The organism is Streptomyces sp. XY431 (genome assembly GCF_001279805.1).
Classification (GTDB): domain Bacteria; phylum Actinomycetota; class Actinomycetes; order Streptomycetales; family Streptomycetaceae; genus Kitasatospora; species Kitasatospora purpeofusca.
Window position 1 is genome coordinate 36,145 of sequence record NZ_LGDO01000488.1, and the last position, 18,251, is coordinate 54,395.

Sequence of the window (18,251 nt, forward strand, 5' to 3'; positions counted from 1 at the left end):
TGAGGAACCAGTGGAAGAACTCCCCTGGCGGAGGCCAAGCCTCTGCGGTGACGGCAACAACTGTCCCGAGGTAGCCATCACCGGCGACACGGTCTACATCCGGAGCAGCCTCCTCCCCTCCTCCACCGCCCAACTGACGCTCTCCGAGTGGCGCGACCTCATCACCGGGGTCCGCAACGGCGAGCTCGACGCCTGAACCGTCGCCTCCGGGCCGGCGCCCCGACCACCCGGGGCGCCGGCCTTCTCAGCTTCCCCAAGAATCTGTCGTGTGATTTCATCTCCGGCATCCTGAAGGATCTGTGAGGGACCAGTGGAAGAACTCGCCTGGCAGCGGCCGAGCCGCTGCGCCGACTCCAGCAACTGCCCCGAGGTGGCCGTCACCGGCGACACCGTCCACCTCCGAAGCAGCCTCCGGCCCACCGAGGTGACCCAGCTGACCCTCACCGAGTGGCGCGACCTCCTCGCCGGAATCCGCAACGGCGAGTTCGACGCCTGAACCGTCGCCTCCGGGCCGGCGCCCCGACCCCTCGGGGTGCCGGCCTTCTCAACTTCCTCAAGATTCCCTGGAACCCTCTCCGCCCTGCGGACACCAGATCTGCGTGGAGTCCTCCTTGTCCAGTAAGCAGACGCAGGCCGGCGAGCGCCAGATCTTCGCCGAGCTCTACGATCAGCACGCTCGCACGGTCTTCGCGCACGCGTACAGATCGACCGGGGACCGCGACCTCGCGGACGACATCGTCTCGCTGACCTTCCTCGAAGCCTGGCGGCTCCGGAAGAAGCTCCGCGACGAGGTGCTGCACCCCCGGGCATGGCTGCTGGCCATCGCCACCAATGTGCTCCGCAACACCGCCCGGACGGCGCGTCGGCACCGTGACGCGATGTCCCGCCTCCCCCGCCGTGATCCGATCCCCGACTTCGCCGACGAGGTGGTCGGCCGGATCACCGACGCCAATACGGCCGCGGCCGCCGTCCGCGCGCTCGACCAGCTCGGCGGTCCCGAGCGTGAGGTCTTCACGCTCGTCGTCTGGTCGGGGCTCGGCTACGCGGAGGCCGCCCAGGCGCTGGGCATACCCGTCGGCACCGTCCGCTCCCGGCTCTCCCGGGTCCGGGACAAACTCCGCCGGATCGTCGACGCCGAGGATCCCCCCGCTCCACGGGTCCCCTCCGCCTCGTCGACGCCCGCCGGTCTCGCCATCAGTCATCAGTCCGTGGGCCACCACCAGGAAAGGCGGCCATGACCAACCCACGCACCGACCACACCGAGTGGGACGAGCACTGCGAACGCCGTGAACTCGCCCGGTTGCTCCCCCCGCCGCCCCACTTGGAACCCTCGCTCTCCCAGCTGGCCGACCGCCGTGACTTCCTGCTCACCGAGTTCGCCCGCCCCCGCCCGTTCTCCGGTCTCAGCACCCGGTGGCGCGGCCTGGTCCTGGTGACCGCCGTCGCCACCGCCGCGGCCATCACGGCGATGACCCTCGCCCCCGATTCCTCGTCCACGGAGGAGGCGCCGCCCGCCACCGCCGCGTCCGTGGAACTCCTCGACCGGATCGCCAGGGTCGCCTACACCCAGCCGCAGCCCTCGGCCCAGGACAGCCAGTACACCTACGTCAGGACCGTCGGCCACACCACCGCGCTGGCGGAGTCCACGGACGGTTCGATGCAGCGCAGCACCACCACGACGAACACCGAGCTGTGGACGGCGGTGAACGGCGCCCGGCCGGGCCTCCAGCGCCGGGACGGCGGTGACCAGCAGCTTCCCGCGCCGGACCCGGTCTCCCTCAACGCGCCCACCTACCGGATGCTGGCCGGTCTGCCGAGCGACCCCGAGGCCCTGAGCAAGCTCATCTACGCCGACGCCGGGTACAACCACGGCGCCGGGTCCGCTTCGACCACCGGTTCCGACCAGGAGGCCTTCGTCACCATCGGCGACCTGCTGTGCAACGCGGTCGCGCCGCCCGCGGTATCCGCCGCCCTGTACCGGGCGGCGGGCCGGATCCCGGGTGTGACGACCGTCGACGACGCGGTCGACGCGGTCGGGCGCCACGGGGTGGCCGTCGCCCGGGTGCACAACGGCACCCGGTTCGAGTGGATCTTCGACCAGCGGACGATGCGGCTGCTGGGCAAGCGCGCCGTGCTCGTGAAGGACGGTCCGTGGGGCCGGGCCGGGGACGAGGTGAACTCCGTCGCGCTGGTCGCGCAGGGCATCGTGGGCGCTCCGGGAGAGGGGGTCGCGATCCCGACCGCAGAATCAAGCCAATGACCGAATTCGGTCAGCCATTGTCCGGTCCTCGTCGGAACTATTGTGCGAACGGCGGATCCGGCGTTGGGTCGTGGCAGCACTGTCCTGCCACGACTCACCAAGGGAGAAGCTGACCGTGCGTTCCTTCCGCACGCTCGCCGTCGTCACCGCTGCCGCCGGCGCGCTCGCGCTCGCGGCCCCGGCGGCCATGGCGACGCCCGCGCCGTCCGTTCCGACGGCCCCGTCCGCCGACGCCCCGCAGTCCGCCGGCCCGGCGAAGGCAACGCCGTCCACGCCGGTGATCGCCACCTACCGCGGCAAGAAGATCGACCTGGCCAACGGCTGGGCCGGCGCCAGCGTCTGCACCGAGGTGAAGGGCGGTGCGGTGTACTGCCACGACAGTGTCGCCGAGGCCGACCAGGCGCTCACCACTCTCGACCCGGCGGCGGCCCTCGCCGTCAAGGCCGCCAAGGCCGCCGGCGCCGCGGCCCCCGCCACCGGCGGCCAGGTGGCGCAGTCCACCGCTGACTGCCCGTCCGGCTGGGCCTGCCTCTGGGAGGACGTCAACTTCTCCGGTCTGCTGCTGCGCTGGTCGGAGCCCGGGACCAAGTACCTCTCCGACTGGTCGTTCCGCGACCGGGCCAGCTCCGCCTGCGTGTTCCGCAACGGCGGGGACCTCACGCTCTACGACGACCGCACCCTGCAGCCGGACCCGTCGGTCTACCTGTGGAACGGCAACTGCTACAACCTCACCGGTCTCGGCTACCCCTACGGCGGCAGCTGGAACGACAAGACCGACTACATCGTGCTCTGACCTCTCGCACCGGAGCACACTGGAGCGCGCTGAGATCGCGCCGGGATCGTGCTCCGAGCGTGCCGAGGTACGCCGAAGGCCGGCCCCCCGTGACGGGGTGCCGGCCTTTCGCGTGCCTCGTGTTCGTCAGACCGCCAGCTCGGCCATGTCCTCCTCGGCCGCTCCGGGAGCCTCGGCGGGGGCGCCCGGCTTGCGGTTCCGCAGCACCAGCGCCGCCACCAGGGCCGCCGCCAGGACGCCCGCCGCGCTCACCATGAGGGTGGTCGACATCGCCGAGGTGAACGCCTCCCGGGCGGCGTGCACCGCGGCGGGGTCGCCCTTGGCCTCGGCCAGCGCGCCGACGATCGACTGCTTGGCCTGCTCGGAGGAACCGGCCGGCATCTTGTCGGCGTAGCCGCTGGCCAGCAGGGACCCGAGGATCGCGATGCCGAGCGCGGTGCCCGCCTGCTGGATGGTGTCGTTGAGCGCGGAGCCGACGCCCGCCTTCTCGGCCGGGATCTCGCTCATCAGCGCGCCGACCGCGGCCGGCATCGCGAGACCGGCGCCCAGGCCGAGCAGGCCCAGTGCCACCGCCGGGACGGTGAAGCCGGTGTCCGCGTCGACCGTGCTGAGCAGGACGAACGAGCCGGCCATCAGGCCCATGCCGACCAGGACCAGCGGCCGGTGGCCGGTCTTGGCGCTCAGCCCGGCGCCGGCGCCGTTGCCGATCAGCGCGGCGACCGCCATCGGCACGAAGGCCGTGCCCGCCTTGACCGGCGAGTAGTCCAGCACGAACTGCAGGTACTGGGTGAGGACCAGCAGCAGGCCGCCGTTGCCGATCTGCACCAGGGTCAGCGAGAGCGAACCGCCGCTGAAGTTGCGCTTCTTGAAGAGCGCCAGCGGCACCATCGGCTCCGCGACCTTGTTCTCCCAGACCACGAAACCGCCGAGGGCCGCGACCGCGACCAGCAGGGTGACCAGCGAGCTGCCGCCGAACGCGCCGTGCTTCGGGATCTCGATGATCCACCAGATCAGCGCCGTCATGCCGACCGCCGAGAGGACCGCGCCCAGCGGGTCCGGCTTCTGCCAGGGCCCCTTGGACTCGGGCATCAGGAGCAGCGCGGCCGTGATCGCCACGACCACCACCGGCACGTTGATGAAGAAGATCGAGTGCCAGGAGAAGTGGTCGATCAGCACGCCGCCCAGCACCGGGCTGCCGACCAGGCCGAGCATCGAGACCGAGCCCCAGGCCGCCATGGCCTTGCCCCGCTCGTCCTCGTCGAAGACGGTGATGAGGATCGACAGCGTCGAGGGCATGATCAGCGCGCCGCCCACGCCCATCGCCACCCGGCTCGCGATGACCTCACCGGGGTTGCTGCAGAGCGTCGCCGCCAGCGAGGCCGCGCCGAACAGCAGCAGACCGGCGATCATCACCTTGCGGCGGCCGAACCGGTCGCCGAGGCTTCCCGAGGTCAGCAGCAGGCCGGCGAAGACCAGGATGTACGAGTCGAGGATCCACTGCGTGTCCTGCGCGGTGGCCTTGAGGTCCTCGGTCATCGACGGCACCGCCACGGTGAGCGCCATGCTGTCGACCACCAGGACGAGCGTGCTGAGGCACAGCACGAGCAGGATCCACCAACGCCGTGGGTTACGGCCTTCCATGTCTTTTCCCCTCCGAAGTACGCCCGATGCGTACGATGTACCGTCGATGCGAACACTGTACGCACTGCGGAACAGTGTGCGCAACCCTGATTCCTGTACGCTTGATGCGAACGGTGTACGCAGGGATTTCCGTTACCGATTCCAAGGAGGACCAGCGGTGGCTGCCAAGGCGACGAACCCGATCCCGTCCGTATGGGCCCGGCAGCAGCGGGAGCCCGAACAGCCCGTGCTCAGCCGGGACACGATCGTCCGCGAGGCGATCGCGATGCTCGACGCCGACGGGGTCGAGGCGCTCTCCATGCGCAAGCTCGGCGCCCGGCTCAACGCCGGCGCGACCTCGCTCTACCGGCACGTCGCCACCAAGGACGAGCTGATCGAGCTCGCGGTGGACGAGGTGTTCGGCGAGATCCCCGTCCCGGACCCGGACGCCACCGAATGGCGCTCCCATGTCACCCTGACCTGCGAGTCCTTCCGGGCCACCACGCTGCGCCACCGCTGGCTGGGCTCGGTCATCGGCCAGGCCGGCCTGGTCTACCTGGGCCCCAACCTGGTGACGGTGTCCGAGCGGATGGCCGCGCTCTTCGCGACCGCCGGCTTCCCCGAGCCGTCGCGGGCCATCGACACCGTGCTCTCCTACGTGCTGGGGATGAGCACCACCGAGGCCGCCTTCCTCACCACGGTGGCCAGGAGCGGCGACACCGAGGCCGAGTTCATCGCCCGGTTGATGCCCTCCGCCGCGGAGGCGGTGGCCGGGCACGACTTCCTCGCCGACGCCTTCGCCGACGCCGCGGCCAACGCCGTGGTGAACCCCGAGGCCCTGCGCGACCAGAAGTTCAACTACGGCCTGGAGGTCATCCTCGACGGCCTGGCGCTCCGCCTGCCGCGCTGACCCCCGCCGGCGCCGGGTCTCCCGCTCCCGGGAGCCCGCGGCCGCCCCCCGTCCGGGCGGCCGCGGGCGGTCCGAAGGACGCGCCCGGGGTTGGATCAGGCGCGCCGGATCACGATGTCACCGAGCTGCGTGCGGGCCGTGAGCTGGACGGTCTCCCCGCCCCCGCCGGGCGCGCCCGAGGCGTCCAGCGCGTTCCGGACCGAGCCGACCTGGGTGTGCACGTCGAGCCAGGCGGCGGTGCCCTCGGCGATGCCGACCTCGACGGTGCCGATGGCGGTCTCCAGCGCGGCGCGGCCCCGGACGAGTTCGCCGATCCGCAGGCTGCCGTTGGCGGACCGGAGGTCGACCCCGGCCAGCGCGGTGCCGACGGTGACGGCGCCGTTGGCCGCCTCGGCCCGCAGCTCGCCGCCGACCTCCCCGACGACGGTCTCGCCGTTGAGGTTCTTGACCTTCAGCGTGCCCCCGACGGTGCCGATCTCTATCCGGCCGGAGGACGCCACCTCGGCGTCCCCGTCGGCCCGCCCCAGCCGGACGTCCCCGAGCTCGTTCCGCAGGTCGACGGCCGCCGCCTCGTCGATCCGGATCCGGCCGACCGAGGTCTTGATCCAGCAGTCGCCGAAGACGCCCTCCAGCAGGAAGTCGCCCATCGGCGCGTCGGCGTCCACCGAGGACCCGGCCGGGACCTCGACGGTGATGTCGACCGATCCGGTCTTCCCGAAGATCCCGCGCTTCTTCGGGACCTTGACGACCAGGGCGCCGTCGGCGCAGGAGACCGTGGCCTGCTCGGCGAGCCGGACGTCCAGCGCGGCGCCGGGGTCGGTCGGGCGGACCTCGACCAGGGTGTCGGTGCGCTTGGCGGCCGTGATCCGGACCGAGCCGATGTCGAACCGCAGGGTGGCGCGGATCGGGCCCGGGGTGTCGAAAGAAGGCATGGCTGTTCCGTCCTAGTGGCTCTGTGCTGCGTTTCCGCAGGTGAAAGGGGTGACTGACGGATGATTGGGGGGCCGGGCCGGTGGTTAGCGGACCCAGCCCGTGAAGCCCTGGCCGACCCCGCGGCTGCTCCTCGGCCCGGGCCTGGCGGGTGCGGCCGGCTCCAGCGCGGCGGCGACGGCCCGGACCAGCCAGGCGTTGACGGAGAGGCCCTCCTGCCCGGCGGCCTCCTCGACCCGGGCCTTGAGGTGGCCGGGGAGCCGGAAGTTGATCCGGGCGGTGGTGCCGTCCTCGCCCTCACCGGCCGCACCGGAGGGCGCCACCGGTGGCGCCACCGACGGTGCCACCGACCCCGACCCGGCCGGCCCCGCCTCGTGGAACGGCCCCGGTCCGTGGAACGAGTCGGCGCCCGGCGGCACGGTGACCACGAACTCCGGGTCGAGCCCGCGCAGCCGGACGTCCACCGATCCGGGGGCCAGCTCCCTGGTCACCTCCCCCATCGCGGCGGAGAGTGCGTTCAGCAGCGTGAGCCGGGCGGCCGACTCCAGCGGAAGGGTCAGGCGCTCGGCCAGAGCGCGCGCTTCGTCCCCGCCCGCACCCGCGGCCACCGCGAGCTCGTGCCGGAGATTGTCGACGTACGGCGTGAGGTCCATGCCCAGAAGAATGGCACACGCATGGCGCCATGTCGAGCGAATTGGCGCCACTTATTGGCGCCACTCGAACGAGTGAATGGTGCCACCCCCGGCGAACGGCCCCGCCCGGCCGCACCGGAAGCCCCACCGGCCGCACCGAAGGCCCCGCCCGCCCGCACCGGAAGCCCCGCCCGGGAACGCCGAAGGCCCCGCCGGCACCTGCCGACGGGGCCCCGGAGCCGCGGGAAGCCGCCGCTCAGACCTGGCGCCACCGGGTCAGGTGGGCGTCGATCTCCCCGGCCAGCCGGGCCTTGCCGGTGGCATCGAGGAAGGACGCCTCCACCGCGTTCTTCGCCAGCGCGGCCACCCCGGCCTCGTCCAGGCCGAGCAGCCGCGCCGCCACCGTGTACTCGGTGTTGAGGTCGGTGCCGAACATCGGCGGGTCGTCGCTGTTGACGGTCACCAGCAGCCCGGCCTCGACCATCCGCTTGATCGGGTGGTCCTCGATCCGCTCCACCGCCCGGGTGGCGATGTTCGAGGTCGGGCAGACCTCCAGCGGAATCCGGTGCTCGCCCAGGTGGTCGAGCAGCGCCCGGTCCTTCACCGCCTGGGTGCCGTGGCCGATCCGCTCGGCACCGAGCACCCGCAGCGCGTCCCAGACCGTCTCCGGCCCGGTGGTCTCCCCCGCGTGCGGGACACTGCGCAGGCCGGCCGCCCGCGCCCGGTCGAAGTAGGGCTTGAACTGCGGGCGCGGGACACCGATCTCCGGGCCGCCGAGGCCGAAGCTGACCAGACCCTCGGGCGCCAGGTCGACGGCGAGCCGGGCGGTCTCCTCCGCGGCCGCGAGACCGGCCTCGCCGGGGATGTCGAAGCACCAGCGGAGCACCACCCCGAGCTCCTTCTCGGCGCGGTGGCGGGCGTCCTCGATGGCCTCCATGAAGGCGACGTCGGGGATGCCCCGGCTCACCGAGGAGTACGGGGTGACGGTCAGCTCGGCGTAGCGGATGTTCTGCCGGGCCATGTCCTCGGCCACGCCGTAGGTGAGGGCGCGGACGTCCTCGGCGTCCCGGACCAGGTCCACGACGCTCAGGTAGACCTCGATGAAGTGCGCGAAGTCGGTGAAGGTGAAGTACTCGGCGAGGGCCGCCGGGTCGAGGGGCACCCTGGTCCGGCCCTCGTGCCGGGCGGCCAGTTCGGCGACCACCCGGGGCGAGGCCGATCCGACGTGGTGGACGTGCAGTTCCGCCTTCGGCATCGCGGCGATGAACGCCTCGATGGAGCGGTCCGCGGACTCCGCGGGGGTGCTGCTGGGGGTTCCGATCCGACTTCCGTCCGGCTGGACCACGGTGGTGCCCTTTCTTCCTCTGCCTCGACGAGCCGCCGCGCCGCGCGTACTTCTACGCGCGTACAAGGTGGTGCTGGCAAGGATAGAGGCGGGCGGTGCGGTGGGGACGGCGGGCACACCCCCGTGCCGCCCGCTGTCCCCGCCGTCCCGCCCGCCACCGCGTCGTCGACCTGCGGGCGGATCTGCGGCCCGGTCGATCACCGTGCCGCGGAACCTGCTGGGACCACTCTGGCGCACGCCGCCGGGGCCGCCGGACCGTTTTCGGCCGTCCCACCACGTCCCCGACCCCCGACGGGGACGTTTTCGCAGGTCAGAGCCATGTTGCGGGTGGTGTCTCAAGCTTCGGTTGGAGACACCGCCGCTGTCTCAGCCGCCGAACGCGACCGCCAGCGAGTGGATCAGGAGCCCGGCCAGCGCGCCGACCACCGTGCCGTTGATCCGGATGAACTGGAGGTCCCGGCCGACGTTGGCCTCGATCTTGCGCGAGGCGTCGTCGGCGTCCCAGCCCGCCACCGTCTCGGAGATCAGCGAGGTGATCTCGGTGCGGTAGGTCTCGACCAGGTACTGGGCGGCGTCCTGCAGCCAGCCGTCCGCCTTGGCCTGGAGCTTGGGGTCGGTGGCCAGGCGCGCGCCGAAGGTCCGCACGCCCTCGCGGATGCGCCGGCGAAGCTCGCTGTCCTCGTCCTCGGCGGCGTTCAGCACCAGCGAGCGGACGGCCGCCCAGGTGGAGGCGATGAGCTCCTGCACCTCGGGCCTGGCGATCAGCTCGCCCTTGGCCCGCTCGACCCGGGCGATGGTCTCCGGGTCGGTCTGCAGCTCGGTGGCGAAGTCGGCGAGGAAGTTGTCGATCGCGCCGCGCGCCGGGTGCTCCTGGTCGTCCCTGATGTCGGTGACGAACCGCATCAGCTCCTTGTAGACCCGTTCGCCGACCTGGTGGTCGAGGAACTTCGGGGTCCAGCCGGGGGTCTTCTGGGTGACCCGCTGGACCACCTCGGCGTGGTTCTCGGCCAGCCAGTCGTGCGCCCGGACGGCGACCAGGTCGACCACCCCGTGGTGGCCGCCGTCCGCGACCACCTTGCCGAGCATCCGGCCGGCCGGCTCGGCGACCGAGGTGGCGGCGGCCCGCCGGGTCACCGCCTCGGCGACGACCGCCTGCACGTCGTCGTCGCGGAGCACCGCCAGCACGCCGCGCAGCGCCGCCGAGGCCTCCTTGGTGACCCGTTCGGCGCTGCCGGGCGCGGCCAGCCACTCGCCCAGCCGGCGGGCGATGCCGAGCGCGGCGAGCCGTTCGCGCACCACCTGGCCGGAGAGGAAGTTCTCCCCGACGAAGTCGCCCAGCGACCGGCCGAAGGAGTCCTTCTTGGTCGGGATGATCGCGGTGTGCGGGATGGGCAGGCCGAAGGGGCGCCGGAACAGCGCGGTCACCGCGAACCAGTCGGCCAGCGCACCGACCATGCCGGCCTCGGCGGCGGCCGCCAGATAGCCGGCCCAGGCACCGGCGCCGGCCGCCTTCGCCCAGGTGGCCAGGGCGAAGACCAGGGTCGCGAAGGCCAGCAGGCCGGTCGCGATGGTCTTCATCCGGCGGACGCCGCGTCTCTTCTCCTCGTCGGCCGCGGTGAACCGCATCCCGGGGCCGGTCCCGCTCAAGGCTTCGTCGCTCCCCCCGCCAGTCTGCCCGTTGCCCGGCGCGAACGGACGGCGCGTCCGGTGGTCGCGCGCCGGTCGACCACCGCGCCCGCCCCGCGCCCGGCCCAGGCCCGCCCCGCGCCCGCCCCTCCGGGCAGGCGGCCACCCGACCTCAGGCGCCCCCGAGCACGATCCGGCGCACCCCCGCCACGCCCGCCCAGCGGTCGGGATCGGTGCACCGCCGGCCGTCCAGCAGCACCCTGACGCCCGGCAGGTCGCCCGGGGCCAGCTCCCGGTACTCCGGGTGGTCCGCCTGCAGCACCGCCGCCGCCACCGGCTCGCCCCCGTACGCGGGCAGGCCCAGCGCCGTCAGTTCCCCCGCCGGGTACAGCGGGTCGGCCACGTACGGCCGGGCGCCCGCCGCCCGCAGCGCCTCCACCAGCGGGAACACCCCCGAGTAGGCGGTCTCCTTGACCCCGCCCCGGTACGCGGCACCGAGCACCAGCACGCCCTGCCCGGCGATCCCGCCCTCCAGGGCACCGTCCAGCACCCCGACCGCATAGGCCGGCATCTCCAGGTTGGCCGCCCGGGCCGCGCGGACCACCGTCGCCGAGGGGTCGTTCCACAGGTAGAGCCGCGGGTAGACCGGGATGCAGTGCCCGCCGACCGCGATGCCCGGCCGGTGCAGATGGCTGAACGGCTGCGAGTTGCAGGCGTCGGCGACGGCGGCGAAGTCCACCCCGATCCGGTCCGCGTACCGGGCGAACTGGTTGGCCAGCGCGATGTTGACGTCCCGGTAGGTGGTCTCGGCGAGCTTGGCGAACTCCGCCGCCTCGGCGGACTCCAGCTCCCACACCCCGTTCGGCCGGCCCTGCGCCGCCAGTTCGGGCCGCGGGTCGAAGTCCAGCACCGCGCGGTAGAACTCGGCGCCGCGCCGGGTGGCGGCCGGGTCGGTCCCGCCCACCAGCTTGGGGTAGCGGCGCAGGTCGGCGAAGACCCGGCCGGTGCGGACCCGCTCCGGGCTGAAGACCAGCGCGAAGTCCCGGCCCGGGGTCAGCCCGGAGCCGGCCGCCAGGCGCGGCGCCCACCGGCCCCGGGTGACGCCCACCGGCAGGGTGGTCTCGTAGCTGACCAGCGTGCCCCGGCGCAGCCCGGCCGCGACCGCGTCGGTGGCGGCGTCGAGCAGGGTGAAGTCGGGCGTGCCGTCGGCGGCGGTGACCAGCGGGACGACCAGGACGACCGCCTCGGCCCCGGCGACGGCGGCCGAGGTGTCGGTGGTGGCGCGCAGCCGGCCCTCGGCGACCACCTGTTTGAGCGCCTCGTCCAGTCCGGCCTCCCGGGGGAACGGCGGCCGGCCCTGGTTGACCGCCTCGACCACCGGCGGGGCGACGTCGGCGCCGGTCACCCGGTGCCCCTTGGCGGCGAACTGGACGGCGAGCGGCAGGCCGAGCTTGCCCAGGCCCACCACACAGATGTCGAGCGGGCTCATCGCCGTCCCCCGTTCCGGCCGTCGGCGGCCACCGCGTCGGCGAGCCGGCGCCACACCGGGTAGCCGCGCAGCCGGCGGCGCACCTGGGCGGGCACCGCGCCGCGCCAGAGCTGCTGCACCAGCGTGGGCGGCGGCGGCCCGGTCTCCCCGCCCGCCCCCGGGTCCGCCGGCGCCTCCGCCCGCTCCTCCCCGAGCAGGAACAGCTCGTCCGCGAGCCCGACCGCGCCGTCCCGGAACACCGGGTAGGCCGCGTACCGCCGCCGGACCCCGTCCGCCCCGGTCTCCGACACCTCCGGCGGTGCGCCGTGCTCCGCCTCGTACCCGATCAGTTCGCGCAGCTCCTCGTACCGCCCGGTGGCGGCCAGCTCCAGCCGGACCCGGTCGGGCACCGCGAGCCGGTGGTACACCTCGCGGGCGCCGAACTGCCGGACGAGTTCGCCGACCCCGTCGCAGACCTGGTCCCGCAGCCCGGCGTCGAGGGCGAGCAGGCCCTGCTGGAGCAGCTGCGGCACCTCCCAGCCGAAGTGCCGCGCCCTGATGGCGTCCAGCTGCCCGCCGGGCGCGGCCAGTTCGGCGGCCACCCACTGCACGGCCGCGACCCCGCGGACCCGGTCCAGCGCGCCGGCCCGCTGGGTGACGTTGCCCCGGTCCTCGCGCAGCACCAGGAAGTAGTGGTCGTAGTCGGCAAGGACCGAGATCCGGCGGGCCCGCAGGCAGGCGGCGAGGGTGAAGGGCTGGTCGGAGTAGACCTTCAGCTCCTCCTTGCGCGCCAGGTTGTGCCGCCGGAGCAGGTCGAGCCGGAACAGCTTGGTGTCGGCGAGCGCCCAGGCCAGTGCGGAGTCCTCGAAGCCGACCGAGGCGGCGGTGGCGTCGAAGATGCCCTGCGGCACCAGCCGCCCGTTCACCCCGACCTGCTTGGGGATCAGGACGTCCGACCCCCAGTCGTCGGCGGAGGCGACCATCCGCGCCAGGGCCTCGTCGCCGAGCCAGTCGTCGGCGCCGAGGAAGAGCACGTAGCGGCCTCGGGCGAGCGCCAGCCCCCGGTTGGTCGGCGCGGCCGGGCCGCCGGAGTTGGCCTGGTGGACGACCTGGAACAGCCCGGGGTGCCGGGCCGCGTAGGTGTCGAGCAGTTCGCCGCCGCCGTCCGTGGAACCGTCGTCGACCGCGACCACCTCCATGCGCGCGTGCCCGATGGTCTGCCGGACCAGCGAGTCCAGACAGGCGGTCAGGTACGGCATGGTGTTGTAGACCGCGATCACCACGGTCACGTCGGGTTCGGTCATCGGGCGCTGCCCTCCGGTGCGCGGGTCGCCGAAGGTCAACTCGGCGGCACGCCGTGGGGTCACGTCCACCACCCGCACGAGCGAGGCGGACCGAACACCCGGCCGAGTACGGAACACCCGGCCCCGGGTCAGCGAGCCCCGACCGCCCGGCGAAGGCTCAGCCGATCGCGACCTCGGCGTACATCCGGGCGATCACGTCCTCGATCGCCGGCTCCCGCACCGAGAGGTCGACCAGCGGGTACCGGGCGGCGACGGCCGCCACCACCGGGGCCGCGCTCTCCTGCGCCGGGAAGGCCAGCCACTGGCGCGGGCCCTCCACCCGGACCACCCGGGCGCCGGGCACCTCGATCGGCGGGTGGCTCCCGGCCAGGTCGACGACCAGGGTCCGCTCGCTGTCCCCGGCCGCGTGCAGGGCCTCAAGACCGCCGTCGTGGACCACCCGGCCGTGGTCGATCACCATGACCCGGTCGCACAGCTGCTCGATGTCGGTGAGGTCGTGGGTGGTGAGCAGCACCGTGGTGCCGAGGTCGCGGTTGACCTCGCGCAGGAAGTCCCGCACCTTGGCCTTGCTGACCACGTCCAGGCCGATGGTCGGCTCGTCGAGGTACAGCACCCGCGGGTCGTGCAGCAGGGCGGCGGCGAGGTCGCCGCGCATCCGCTGGCCGAGCGAGAGCTGGCGGACGGGCGTGTCGAGCAGCGCGCCGAGGTCGAGCAGGTCGACGCAGCGGTCCAGGTTGGCGCGATATCGGTGGTCGGGGATCCGGTAGAGCCGGCGGGCGAGTTCGTAGGAGTCGCGCAGCGGGAGGTCCCACCAGAGCGTGGTGCGCTGTCCGAAGACGACGCCGATCCGGCGGGCCAGGGCGACCCGTTCCCGGGCCGGGTCGACGCCGGCGACGCGCAGCCGTCCGGCGGTGGGGACGAGGATGCCGGTCAGCATCTTGATGGTGGTGGACTTGCCGGCGCCGTTCGGGCCGATGTAGCCGACGCACTCGCCGGCCTCGACGGTGAAGGTCAGCCCGTCGACGGCGCGCACCTCGCGCTTCTCCCGCCGCAGCCGGCCGGTCTTGGCGCGGACGGTGAAGGTGCGGCGGACGTCGTCGAGTTCGATCAGTGCCATGGTGCTTCCTCAGGTGTCGGGGAGTGGGGGTCAGCCGCCGGCGCCGCGGTAGGCGCGCAGCCCGGCCCGCCAGGCCAGGCCGGCGGCGGTCAGGGCGAACGCGGCCGCGAGCGGCGAGGCGTACTGGAAGGCGGTGGGCAGGCCCAGCGGGTCGGGCCGGTCGAGGATCCGCAGCGCCGGCAGCCAGTTGACGAAGGCCAGCGGGACGCCGAACACGGTGCCGGCGACGAGTTCCTTGGCGAAGACGGTCGGCGGGTACTGCAGCACGGTGGCGCCGCCGTAGGTGAAGGAGTTCTGGAGCTCCTTGGCCTCGCCCCACCAGAACTGGAGGCTGGCGAAGCCGATGAAGACCGCGGCGAAGATCAGCGTGCCGCAGACCACCAGGACCGGCAGCAGCAGCACCCGGTCCCAGGTCCAGTGGACGTCGAGCGCGGTCAGCGACCAGAGCAGCACGGCGGCCGCCTGGGCGGGCCGGCCGAGCCGGCGCAGCGAGAACCGCTCGGCGCACAGCTGGGCGAGTGCGGGCGCGGGCCGGACCAGCATGATGTCCAGCGTGCCGGTGCGGATCCGCTCGCCCAGGGCGTCGATCGAGCCGACGAAGAGGTTCGCCAGGCCGAGGGCCAGCGCCGAGGTGCCGTAGAGGAAGCCGAGTTCGGGCAGGGTCCAGCCGCCGAGGGTGTCGGTGTGGCGGAACATCAGGACGATCACGGCGAAGTCGAGGAAGGTCACCACGACGTTGGCGCAGAGCATCATCACGAACGACGCCCGGTAGGACATGATCGCCCTGGTCCACATGGCGGCGGCGAGCCACCAGGAGCGCGCCGCCCACGCCACCCGGGCGGCCGGCGACTCGCGGGTGACGGCGGGGAGGGGCGCCCGGGTCACGACGGCCTGGTCAGCCACCCTGGACCACCACCTTGCGGGTCGCCAGCAGCTGGACCAGCCGGCCGGCCGCGAGCAGGACGACGGCCCAGCCGAGCTGGAAGCCGAGCGCGCCGAGCAGGCCGGAGCCGGTGACGCGCTCCAGGAAGACGTCGGTGGGCACCTTCACCAGCGCCGCCCAGGGCAGCAGCGGGGCGAGGTCGCCGAGCAGGCCGGGGAAGAGCGCGAGCGGCAGCAGCATCCCGGAGAAGAACATCGACACCACCAGGGTCACCGAGCGCACGCCCTCGGAGTCCTGCAGCCAGAAGCCGGTGAGCGAGACGAGGAAGCGCACCCCGAAGCTGACCACCACCGCGAGCAGGGTGGCGAGCAGGAAGAACACCCAGGTCAGCGGGTGTTCGGGCAGCCGGACGCGGAAGGCCAGGGAGCCGACCAGCATCGGCGGCACGCCCCGGGCGAGCAGGTGGAAGGCGGCCCGGCCGAGGTCGGTGGCCAGCCACCAGCCCTGGAAGTCCACCGGGCGGTAGAGGTCGACGGCGATGTCCCCGCTGCGGAAGCGCTCCTGGACGTCGTCCTGGAAGCCGCCGCCCATGACGGCGACGGTGACCAGCAGCCCCTGGCTGACCCAGATGTAGGTGACCGCGGTGACCTCGTCGTAGCCGCCGAGTCCGGGGCGGGCGTGCCAGAGGGCGAGGAAGGTGGAGGCGAGGATGAAGCCGAAGACGGTGTTGGTGAAGGCCCCGGCGAGGCTGGCGGCCCGGTAGGTGGAGAAGCGCCGGAACGCGCCCCGGGCGACGGCCGCGTAGAGGCGCAGGGCCGCATGGAGGTCCGGGGCGAAGCCGCCCGGGACGGCGGCGGCCGGACCCGGCGGGCGCGGGGGCGCGGGGGTGTCGCCGACGGGATCAGGAGGATGGAGCCCAGCATTCTGCATATTGTCTCCTTGTCGACAAAGAGCGGCGCAGGGAGACCCCTGGCCGCGGGAGCGCATGCCGGACCGGCCCCGGCCACCGCACCCGGGGGGTACCGGACTGGCGGGCGGAGCTGAACCGGGCCGAGGCCCGAACCGGCTGCGCTATGTCGTTAGCACCTTTCACCGTAGCGCCGGACAACCCGGTGCGCACCCGGTTTTCCCCCGACCGCCCGGCGCCGCCCCGCCACCTGATTCACGGTCAAATAGCACATAATCTCGGCATGACCTTGAGCACCGCCCGCCGTGCCAGACGGGCCGCCCGCCGCGAGGCGCGCCGCGCCCTGCCGCTCCGGCGGCGGCTGCTGCCCACCTGGCGGATCTGCCTCGGCACCGTGTTCGGCGCCCTGCTGCTCGCCGTCGGCGCCTTCGCCGTGCTCTACGTCATCGTCCCGCTGCCCGACCCCAACGCCCAGGCCGTCGCCCAGAGCAACATCTACCTCTACGCCGACGGCGTCACCGAGATCGCCCGCACCGGAGCCGTCAACCGCACCGATGTCGGCATCGAGCGGATCCCCGTCAACACCCGGCAGGCCGTCGTCTCCGCCGAGGACCGCACCTTCTACCAGAACCGCGGCATCGACCTGAAGGGCATGGTCAGGGCCGGCTGGAACACCCTGACCGGCCAGGGCATGCAGGGCGGCTCCACCATCACCCAGCAGTACGTCAAGAACTACTACCTCACCCAGAGCCGGACCATCGAACGCAAGGGCCGCGAACTCCTGATCGCCCTCAAGGTCGACCAGCAGCGCGACAAGAACGAGATCCTCGCCGGCTACCTCAACACCAGCTACTTCGGCCGCGGCGCCTACGGCATCCAGAGCGCCGCCCGCGCCTACTACGGCATCGACGTCTCCGAACTCACCCTCCCGCAGAGCGCCTACCTCGCCGCCCTGCTCCAGGCCCCCAGCGCCTACGACGTGAAGACCGCGACCCCCGCCAACCGCGAACGCGCCCTCGCCCGCTGGCAGTACACCCTCGACGGCATGGTCCAGCTCGGCTTCATCAGCGCCACCGAACGCGCCGACACCGCCTTCCCCGACCCCCTCGACCCGCAGCCCGCCACCGGCCTGGCCGGCCAGGCCGGCTACCTGGTCGGCGTCGCCGACGACTACCTGGTCACCAACCGCATCCTCGACTCCGCCACCCTCAAGGCCGGCGGCTGGCGCATCACCACCACCTTCGACCAGGACAAGCAGGACGCCTTCGCACGCGCCGTCCACGAGGAACTCACCGACGAACTCGACCCCGCCGCCCGGCCCGCCACCGACACCGACGTCCGGGTCGCCGGCGCCTCCGTCGAACCCGCCACCGGCCGCGTCGTCGCCGTCTACGGCGGCCCCGACTACGCCAAACAGCCCTACAACGACGCACTGCGCCAGGACAACCAGATCGGCTCCACCTTCAAACCGATCGACCTCGCCGCCGGCCTCAGCTCCCACCGCGGCAGCAGCTCCGACGGCCTCCCGATCAGCACCGAGACCCGCTACGACGGCACCAGCGAACGCCCCGTCACCGACGGCCCCAGCCCGTACGCGCCGCCCAACGAGGACGACATCGACTACGGCTCCATCACCCTGCGCCAGGCCATGGTCAAATCCGTCAACTCGGTGTACGCACAGGAAGGGGTGGACGCCGGCCTCGCCCACGTCCGGGAGACCGCCGTCCGGCTCGGCATCCCGGCCGACGTGCCCGGCATGGACCCGGCCAACACCTCGATGACCCTCGGCACGGCCACCCCCAGTGCCCTCGACCTGGCCGGCGTCTACGCCGCCCTGGCCAACCACGGCGAGGCGCACCAGCCCTGGTCGGTCGCCGGGCTGGAGCGGGTCAACCCCGGCCCGGGACAGCTCGACGTACCGGACCTGCCCGACCACCCCGGCTCCACCGCCCTCGACCGAGGCACCGCCGACGCCGTCACCGACGTCCTGCGCGACGTCATCGGCCCGCACGGCACCGGCGCCGCCGCCCTCGACCTCGGACGCCCCGCCGCCGGCAAGACCGGCACCACCGACGCCAACCTCTCCGCCTGGTTCGCCGGCTACACCCCCGAACTCGCCACCACCGTCGGCCTCTTCCGGGAGAACCCGAAAACCCACGCCAAGGAACCGCTGGCCGGCACCGCCGGCTACGCCCGGATCAATGGCGGCGCCTTCCCCACCCGGATCTGGACCAGCTACATGGGCGACGTCCTGGACGGCACCGTCGTCCGCTCCTTCGACCTCCAGCCCACCGAGGGCAACCGCCGGCCCTTCACCGCCGGCCCGAGCACCACCCCGACCACCACCGCGCCGGCCTCGGCCTCCCCGTCGGCCACCACCGCCCCGTCACCCCCGGCGGGCGGCACCGGAGGCACGGGCGGCACCGGAGGCGCGCCGATCCCCGCCGCCCCGGCCC

Annotated in this window: 17 protein-coding genes; 7 read left to right on the forward strand and 10 right to left on the reverse strand. The window is 73.2% G+C overall.

The window, feature by feature from the left end; all coding sequences use genetic code 11:
• Positions 1-10 precede the first annotated feature (10 nt).
• The 5 genes from ADK60_RS33295 to ADK60_RS33315 all read left to right on the forward strand — a co-directional run bounded on the left by ADK60_RS33295 (position 11) and on the right by ADK60_RS33315 (position 3,053).
• Positions 11-196 (forward strand): DUF397 domain-containing protein, encoded by a 186-nt coding sequence (locus ADK60_RS33295; protein ID WP_053650671.1) that lies wholly within the window; start codon positions 11-13, stop codon positions 194-196.
• 114 nt (positions 197-310) lie between these two features.
• Complete coding sequence (locus ADK60_RS33300) at positions 311-496, forward strand: DUF397 domain-containing protein (protein ID WP_053650672.1); 186 nt, start codon at positions 311-313, stop codon at positions 494-496.
• A gap of 115 nt (positions 497-611) precedes the next feature.
• Positions 612-1,238, forward strand: a complete 627-nt coding sequence (locus tag ADK60_RS33305; RefSeq protein WP_234326002.1) for an RNA polymerase sigma factor — start codon at positions 612-614, stop codon at positions 1,236-1,238.
• On the forward strand, positions 1,235-2,260 hold the full coding sequence (locus ADK60_RS33310; RefSeq protein WP_053650673.1) for a CU044_5270 family protein: 1,026 nt from the start codon (positions 1,235-1,237) through the stop codon (positions 2,258-2,260). The genes ADK60_RS33305 and ADK60_RS33310 overlap by 4 nt, the downstream gene beginning before the upstream one ends.
• A 115-nt stretch (positions 2,261-2,375) precedes the next feature.
• Positions 2,376-3,053 (forward strand): peptidase inhibitor family I36 protein, encoded by a 678-nt coding sequence (locus ADK60_RS33315; protein WP_053650674.1) that lies wholly within the window; start codon positions 2,376-2,378, stop codon positions 3,051-3,053.
• A gap of 126 nt (positions 3,054-3,179) precedes the next feature.
• On the opposite strand, the gene ADK60_RS33320 is transcribed toward ADK60_RS33315, so the two are convergent.
• Positions 3,180-4,694 (reverse strand): MFS transporter, encoded by a 1,515-nt coding sequence (locus tag ADK60_RS33320; protein ID WP_053650675.1) that lies wholly within the window; start codon positions 4,692-4,694, stop codon positions 3,180-3,182.
• A 157-nt stretch (positions 4,695-4,851) separates the two neighbouring features.
• On the opposite strand from ADK60_RS33320, the gene ADK60_RS33325 reads away from it, so the two are divergent.
• Positions 4,852-5,583: a TetR/AcrR family transcriptional regulator gene (locus tag ADK60_RS33325; RefSeq protein ID WP_045940611.1), complete on the forward strand. Its 732-nt coding sequence runs from the start codon at positions 4,852-4,854 to the stop codon at positions 5,581-5,583.
• Between the two features lie 95 nt (positions 5,584-5,678).
• Here ADK60_RS33325 and ADK60_RS33330 read toward each other — a convergent pair whose 3' ends face one another.
• The 9 genes from ADK60_RS33330 to ADK60_RS33370 all read right to left on the reverse strand — a co-directional run bounded on the left by ADK60_RS33330 (position 5,679) and on the right by ADK60_RS33370 (position 15,701).
• Positions 5,679-6,515: a DUF4097 family beta strand repeat-containing protein gene (locus ADK60_RS33330; RefSeq protein WP_053650676.1), complete on the reverse strand. Its 837-nt coding sequence runs from the start codon at positions 6,513-6,515 to the stop codon at positions 5,679-5,681.
• An 84-nt stretch (positions 6,516-6,599) separates the two neighbouring features.
• Positions 6,600-7,166 (reverse strand): toxin-antitoxin system HicB family antitoxin, encoded by a 567-nt coding sequence (locus ADK60_RS33335; RefSeq protein ID WP_053650677.1) that lies wholly within the window; start codon positions 7,164-7,166, stop codon positions 6,600-6,602.
• A gap of 235 nt (positions 7,167-7,401) precedes the next feature.
• Entirely contained in the window at positions 7,402-8,466 is a 1,065-nt protein-coding gene (locus tag ADK60_RS33340; protein ID WP_286185319.1) for an adenosine deaminase, read from the reverse strand.
• A 390-nt stretch (positions 8,467-8,856) separates the two neighbouring features.
• The gene (locus ADK60_RS33345; protein WP_234371419.1) at positions 8,857-10,137 is read right to left on the reverse strand and encodes a DUF445 domain-containing protein; all 1,281 of its coding nucleotides are present in this window, start codon (positions 10,135-10,137) and stop codon (positions 8,857-8,859) included.
• A gap of 151 nt (positions 10,138-10,288) precedes the next feature.
• Positions 10,289-11,605, reverse strand: coding sequence for a nucleotide sugar dehydrogenase (locus ADK60_RS33350; protein ID WP_053650679.1), 1,317 nt, complete (start codon positions 11,603-11,605; stop codon positions 10,289-10,291).
• On the reverse strand, positions 11,602-12,951 hold the full coding sequence (locus tag ADK60_RS33355) for a glycosyltransferase family 2 protein (protein WP_159400695.1): 1,350 nt from the start codon (positions 12,949-12,951) through the stop codon (positions 11,602-11,604). The genes ADK60_RS33350 and ADK60_RS33355 overlap by 4 nt, the downstream gene beginning before the upstream one ends.
• Before the next feature lie 94 nt (positions 12,952-13,045).
• A complete protein-coding gene (locus ADK60_RS33360; RefSeq protein WP_053650681.1) occupies positions 13,046-14,005 on the reverse strand; it encodes an ABC transporter ATP-binding protein in 960 nt (319 codons plus the stop codon).
• 30 nt (positions 14,006-14,035) lie between these two features.
• Positions 14,036-14,800 (reverse strand): ABC transporter permease, encoded by a 765-nt coding sequence (locus ADK60_RS33365; protein ID WP_079008905.1) that lies wholly within the window; start codon positions 14,798-14,800, stop codon positions 14,036-14,038.
• A 100-nt stretch (positions 14,801-14,900) separates the two neighbouring features.
• Complete coding sequence (locus tag ADK60_RS33370) at positions 14,901-15,701, reverse strand: ABC transporter permease (RefSeq protein WP_053650688.1); 801 nt, start codon at positions 15,699-15,701, stop codon at positions 14,901-14,903.
• A 377-nt stretch (positions 15,702-16,078) separates the two neighbouring features.
• Here ADK60_RS33370 and ADK60_RS33375 point away from each other — a divergent pair.
• The coding region (locus tag ADK60_RS33375; protein ID WP_053650682.1) for a transglycosylase domain-containing protein at positions 16,079-18,251 on the forward strand (2,173 nt) is incomplete at its 3' end.

What these genes read in the sequence shown, in the direction of transcription:
- ADK60_RS33310 (WP_053650673.1), top strand. Translation starts at nt 1,235, where the DNA reads ATGACCAACCCACGCACCGACCACACCGAGTGGGACGAGCACTGCGAA.
- ADK60_RS33320 (WP_053650675.1), bottom strand. Translation starts at nt 4,694, where the DNA reads ATGGAAGGCCGTAACCCACGGCGTTGGTGGATCCTGCTCGTGCTGTGC.
- ADK60_RS33330 (WP_053650676.1), bottom strand. Translation starts at nt 6,515, where the DNA reads ATGCCTTCTTTCGACACCCCGGGCCCGATCCGCGCCACCCTGCGGTTC.
- ADK60_RS33335 (WP_053650677.1), bottom strand. Translation starts at nt 7,166, where the DNA reads ATGGACCTCACGCCGTACGTCGACAATCTCCGGCACGAGCTCGCGGTG.
- ADK60_RS33350 (WP_053650679.1), bottom strand. Translation starts at nt 11,605, where the DNA reads ATGAGCCCGCTCGACATCTGTGTGGTGGGCCTGGGCAAGCTCGGCCTG.
- ADK60_RS33360 (WP_053650681.1), bottom strand. Translation starts at nt 14,005, where the DNA reads ATGGCACTGATCGAACTCGACGACGTCCGCCGCACCTTCACCGTCCGC.
- ADK60_RS33365 (WP_079008905.1), bottom strand. Translation starts at nt 14,800, where the DNA reads ATGTGGACCAGGGCGATCATGTCCTACCGGGCGTCGTTCGTGATGATG.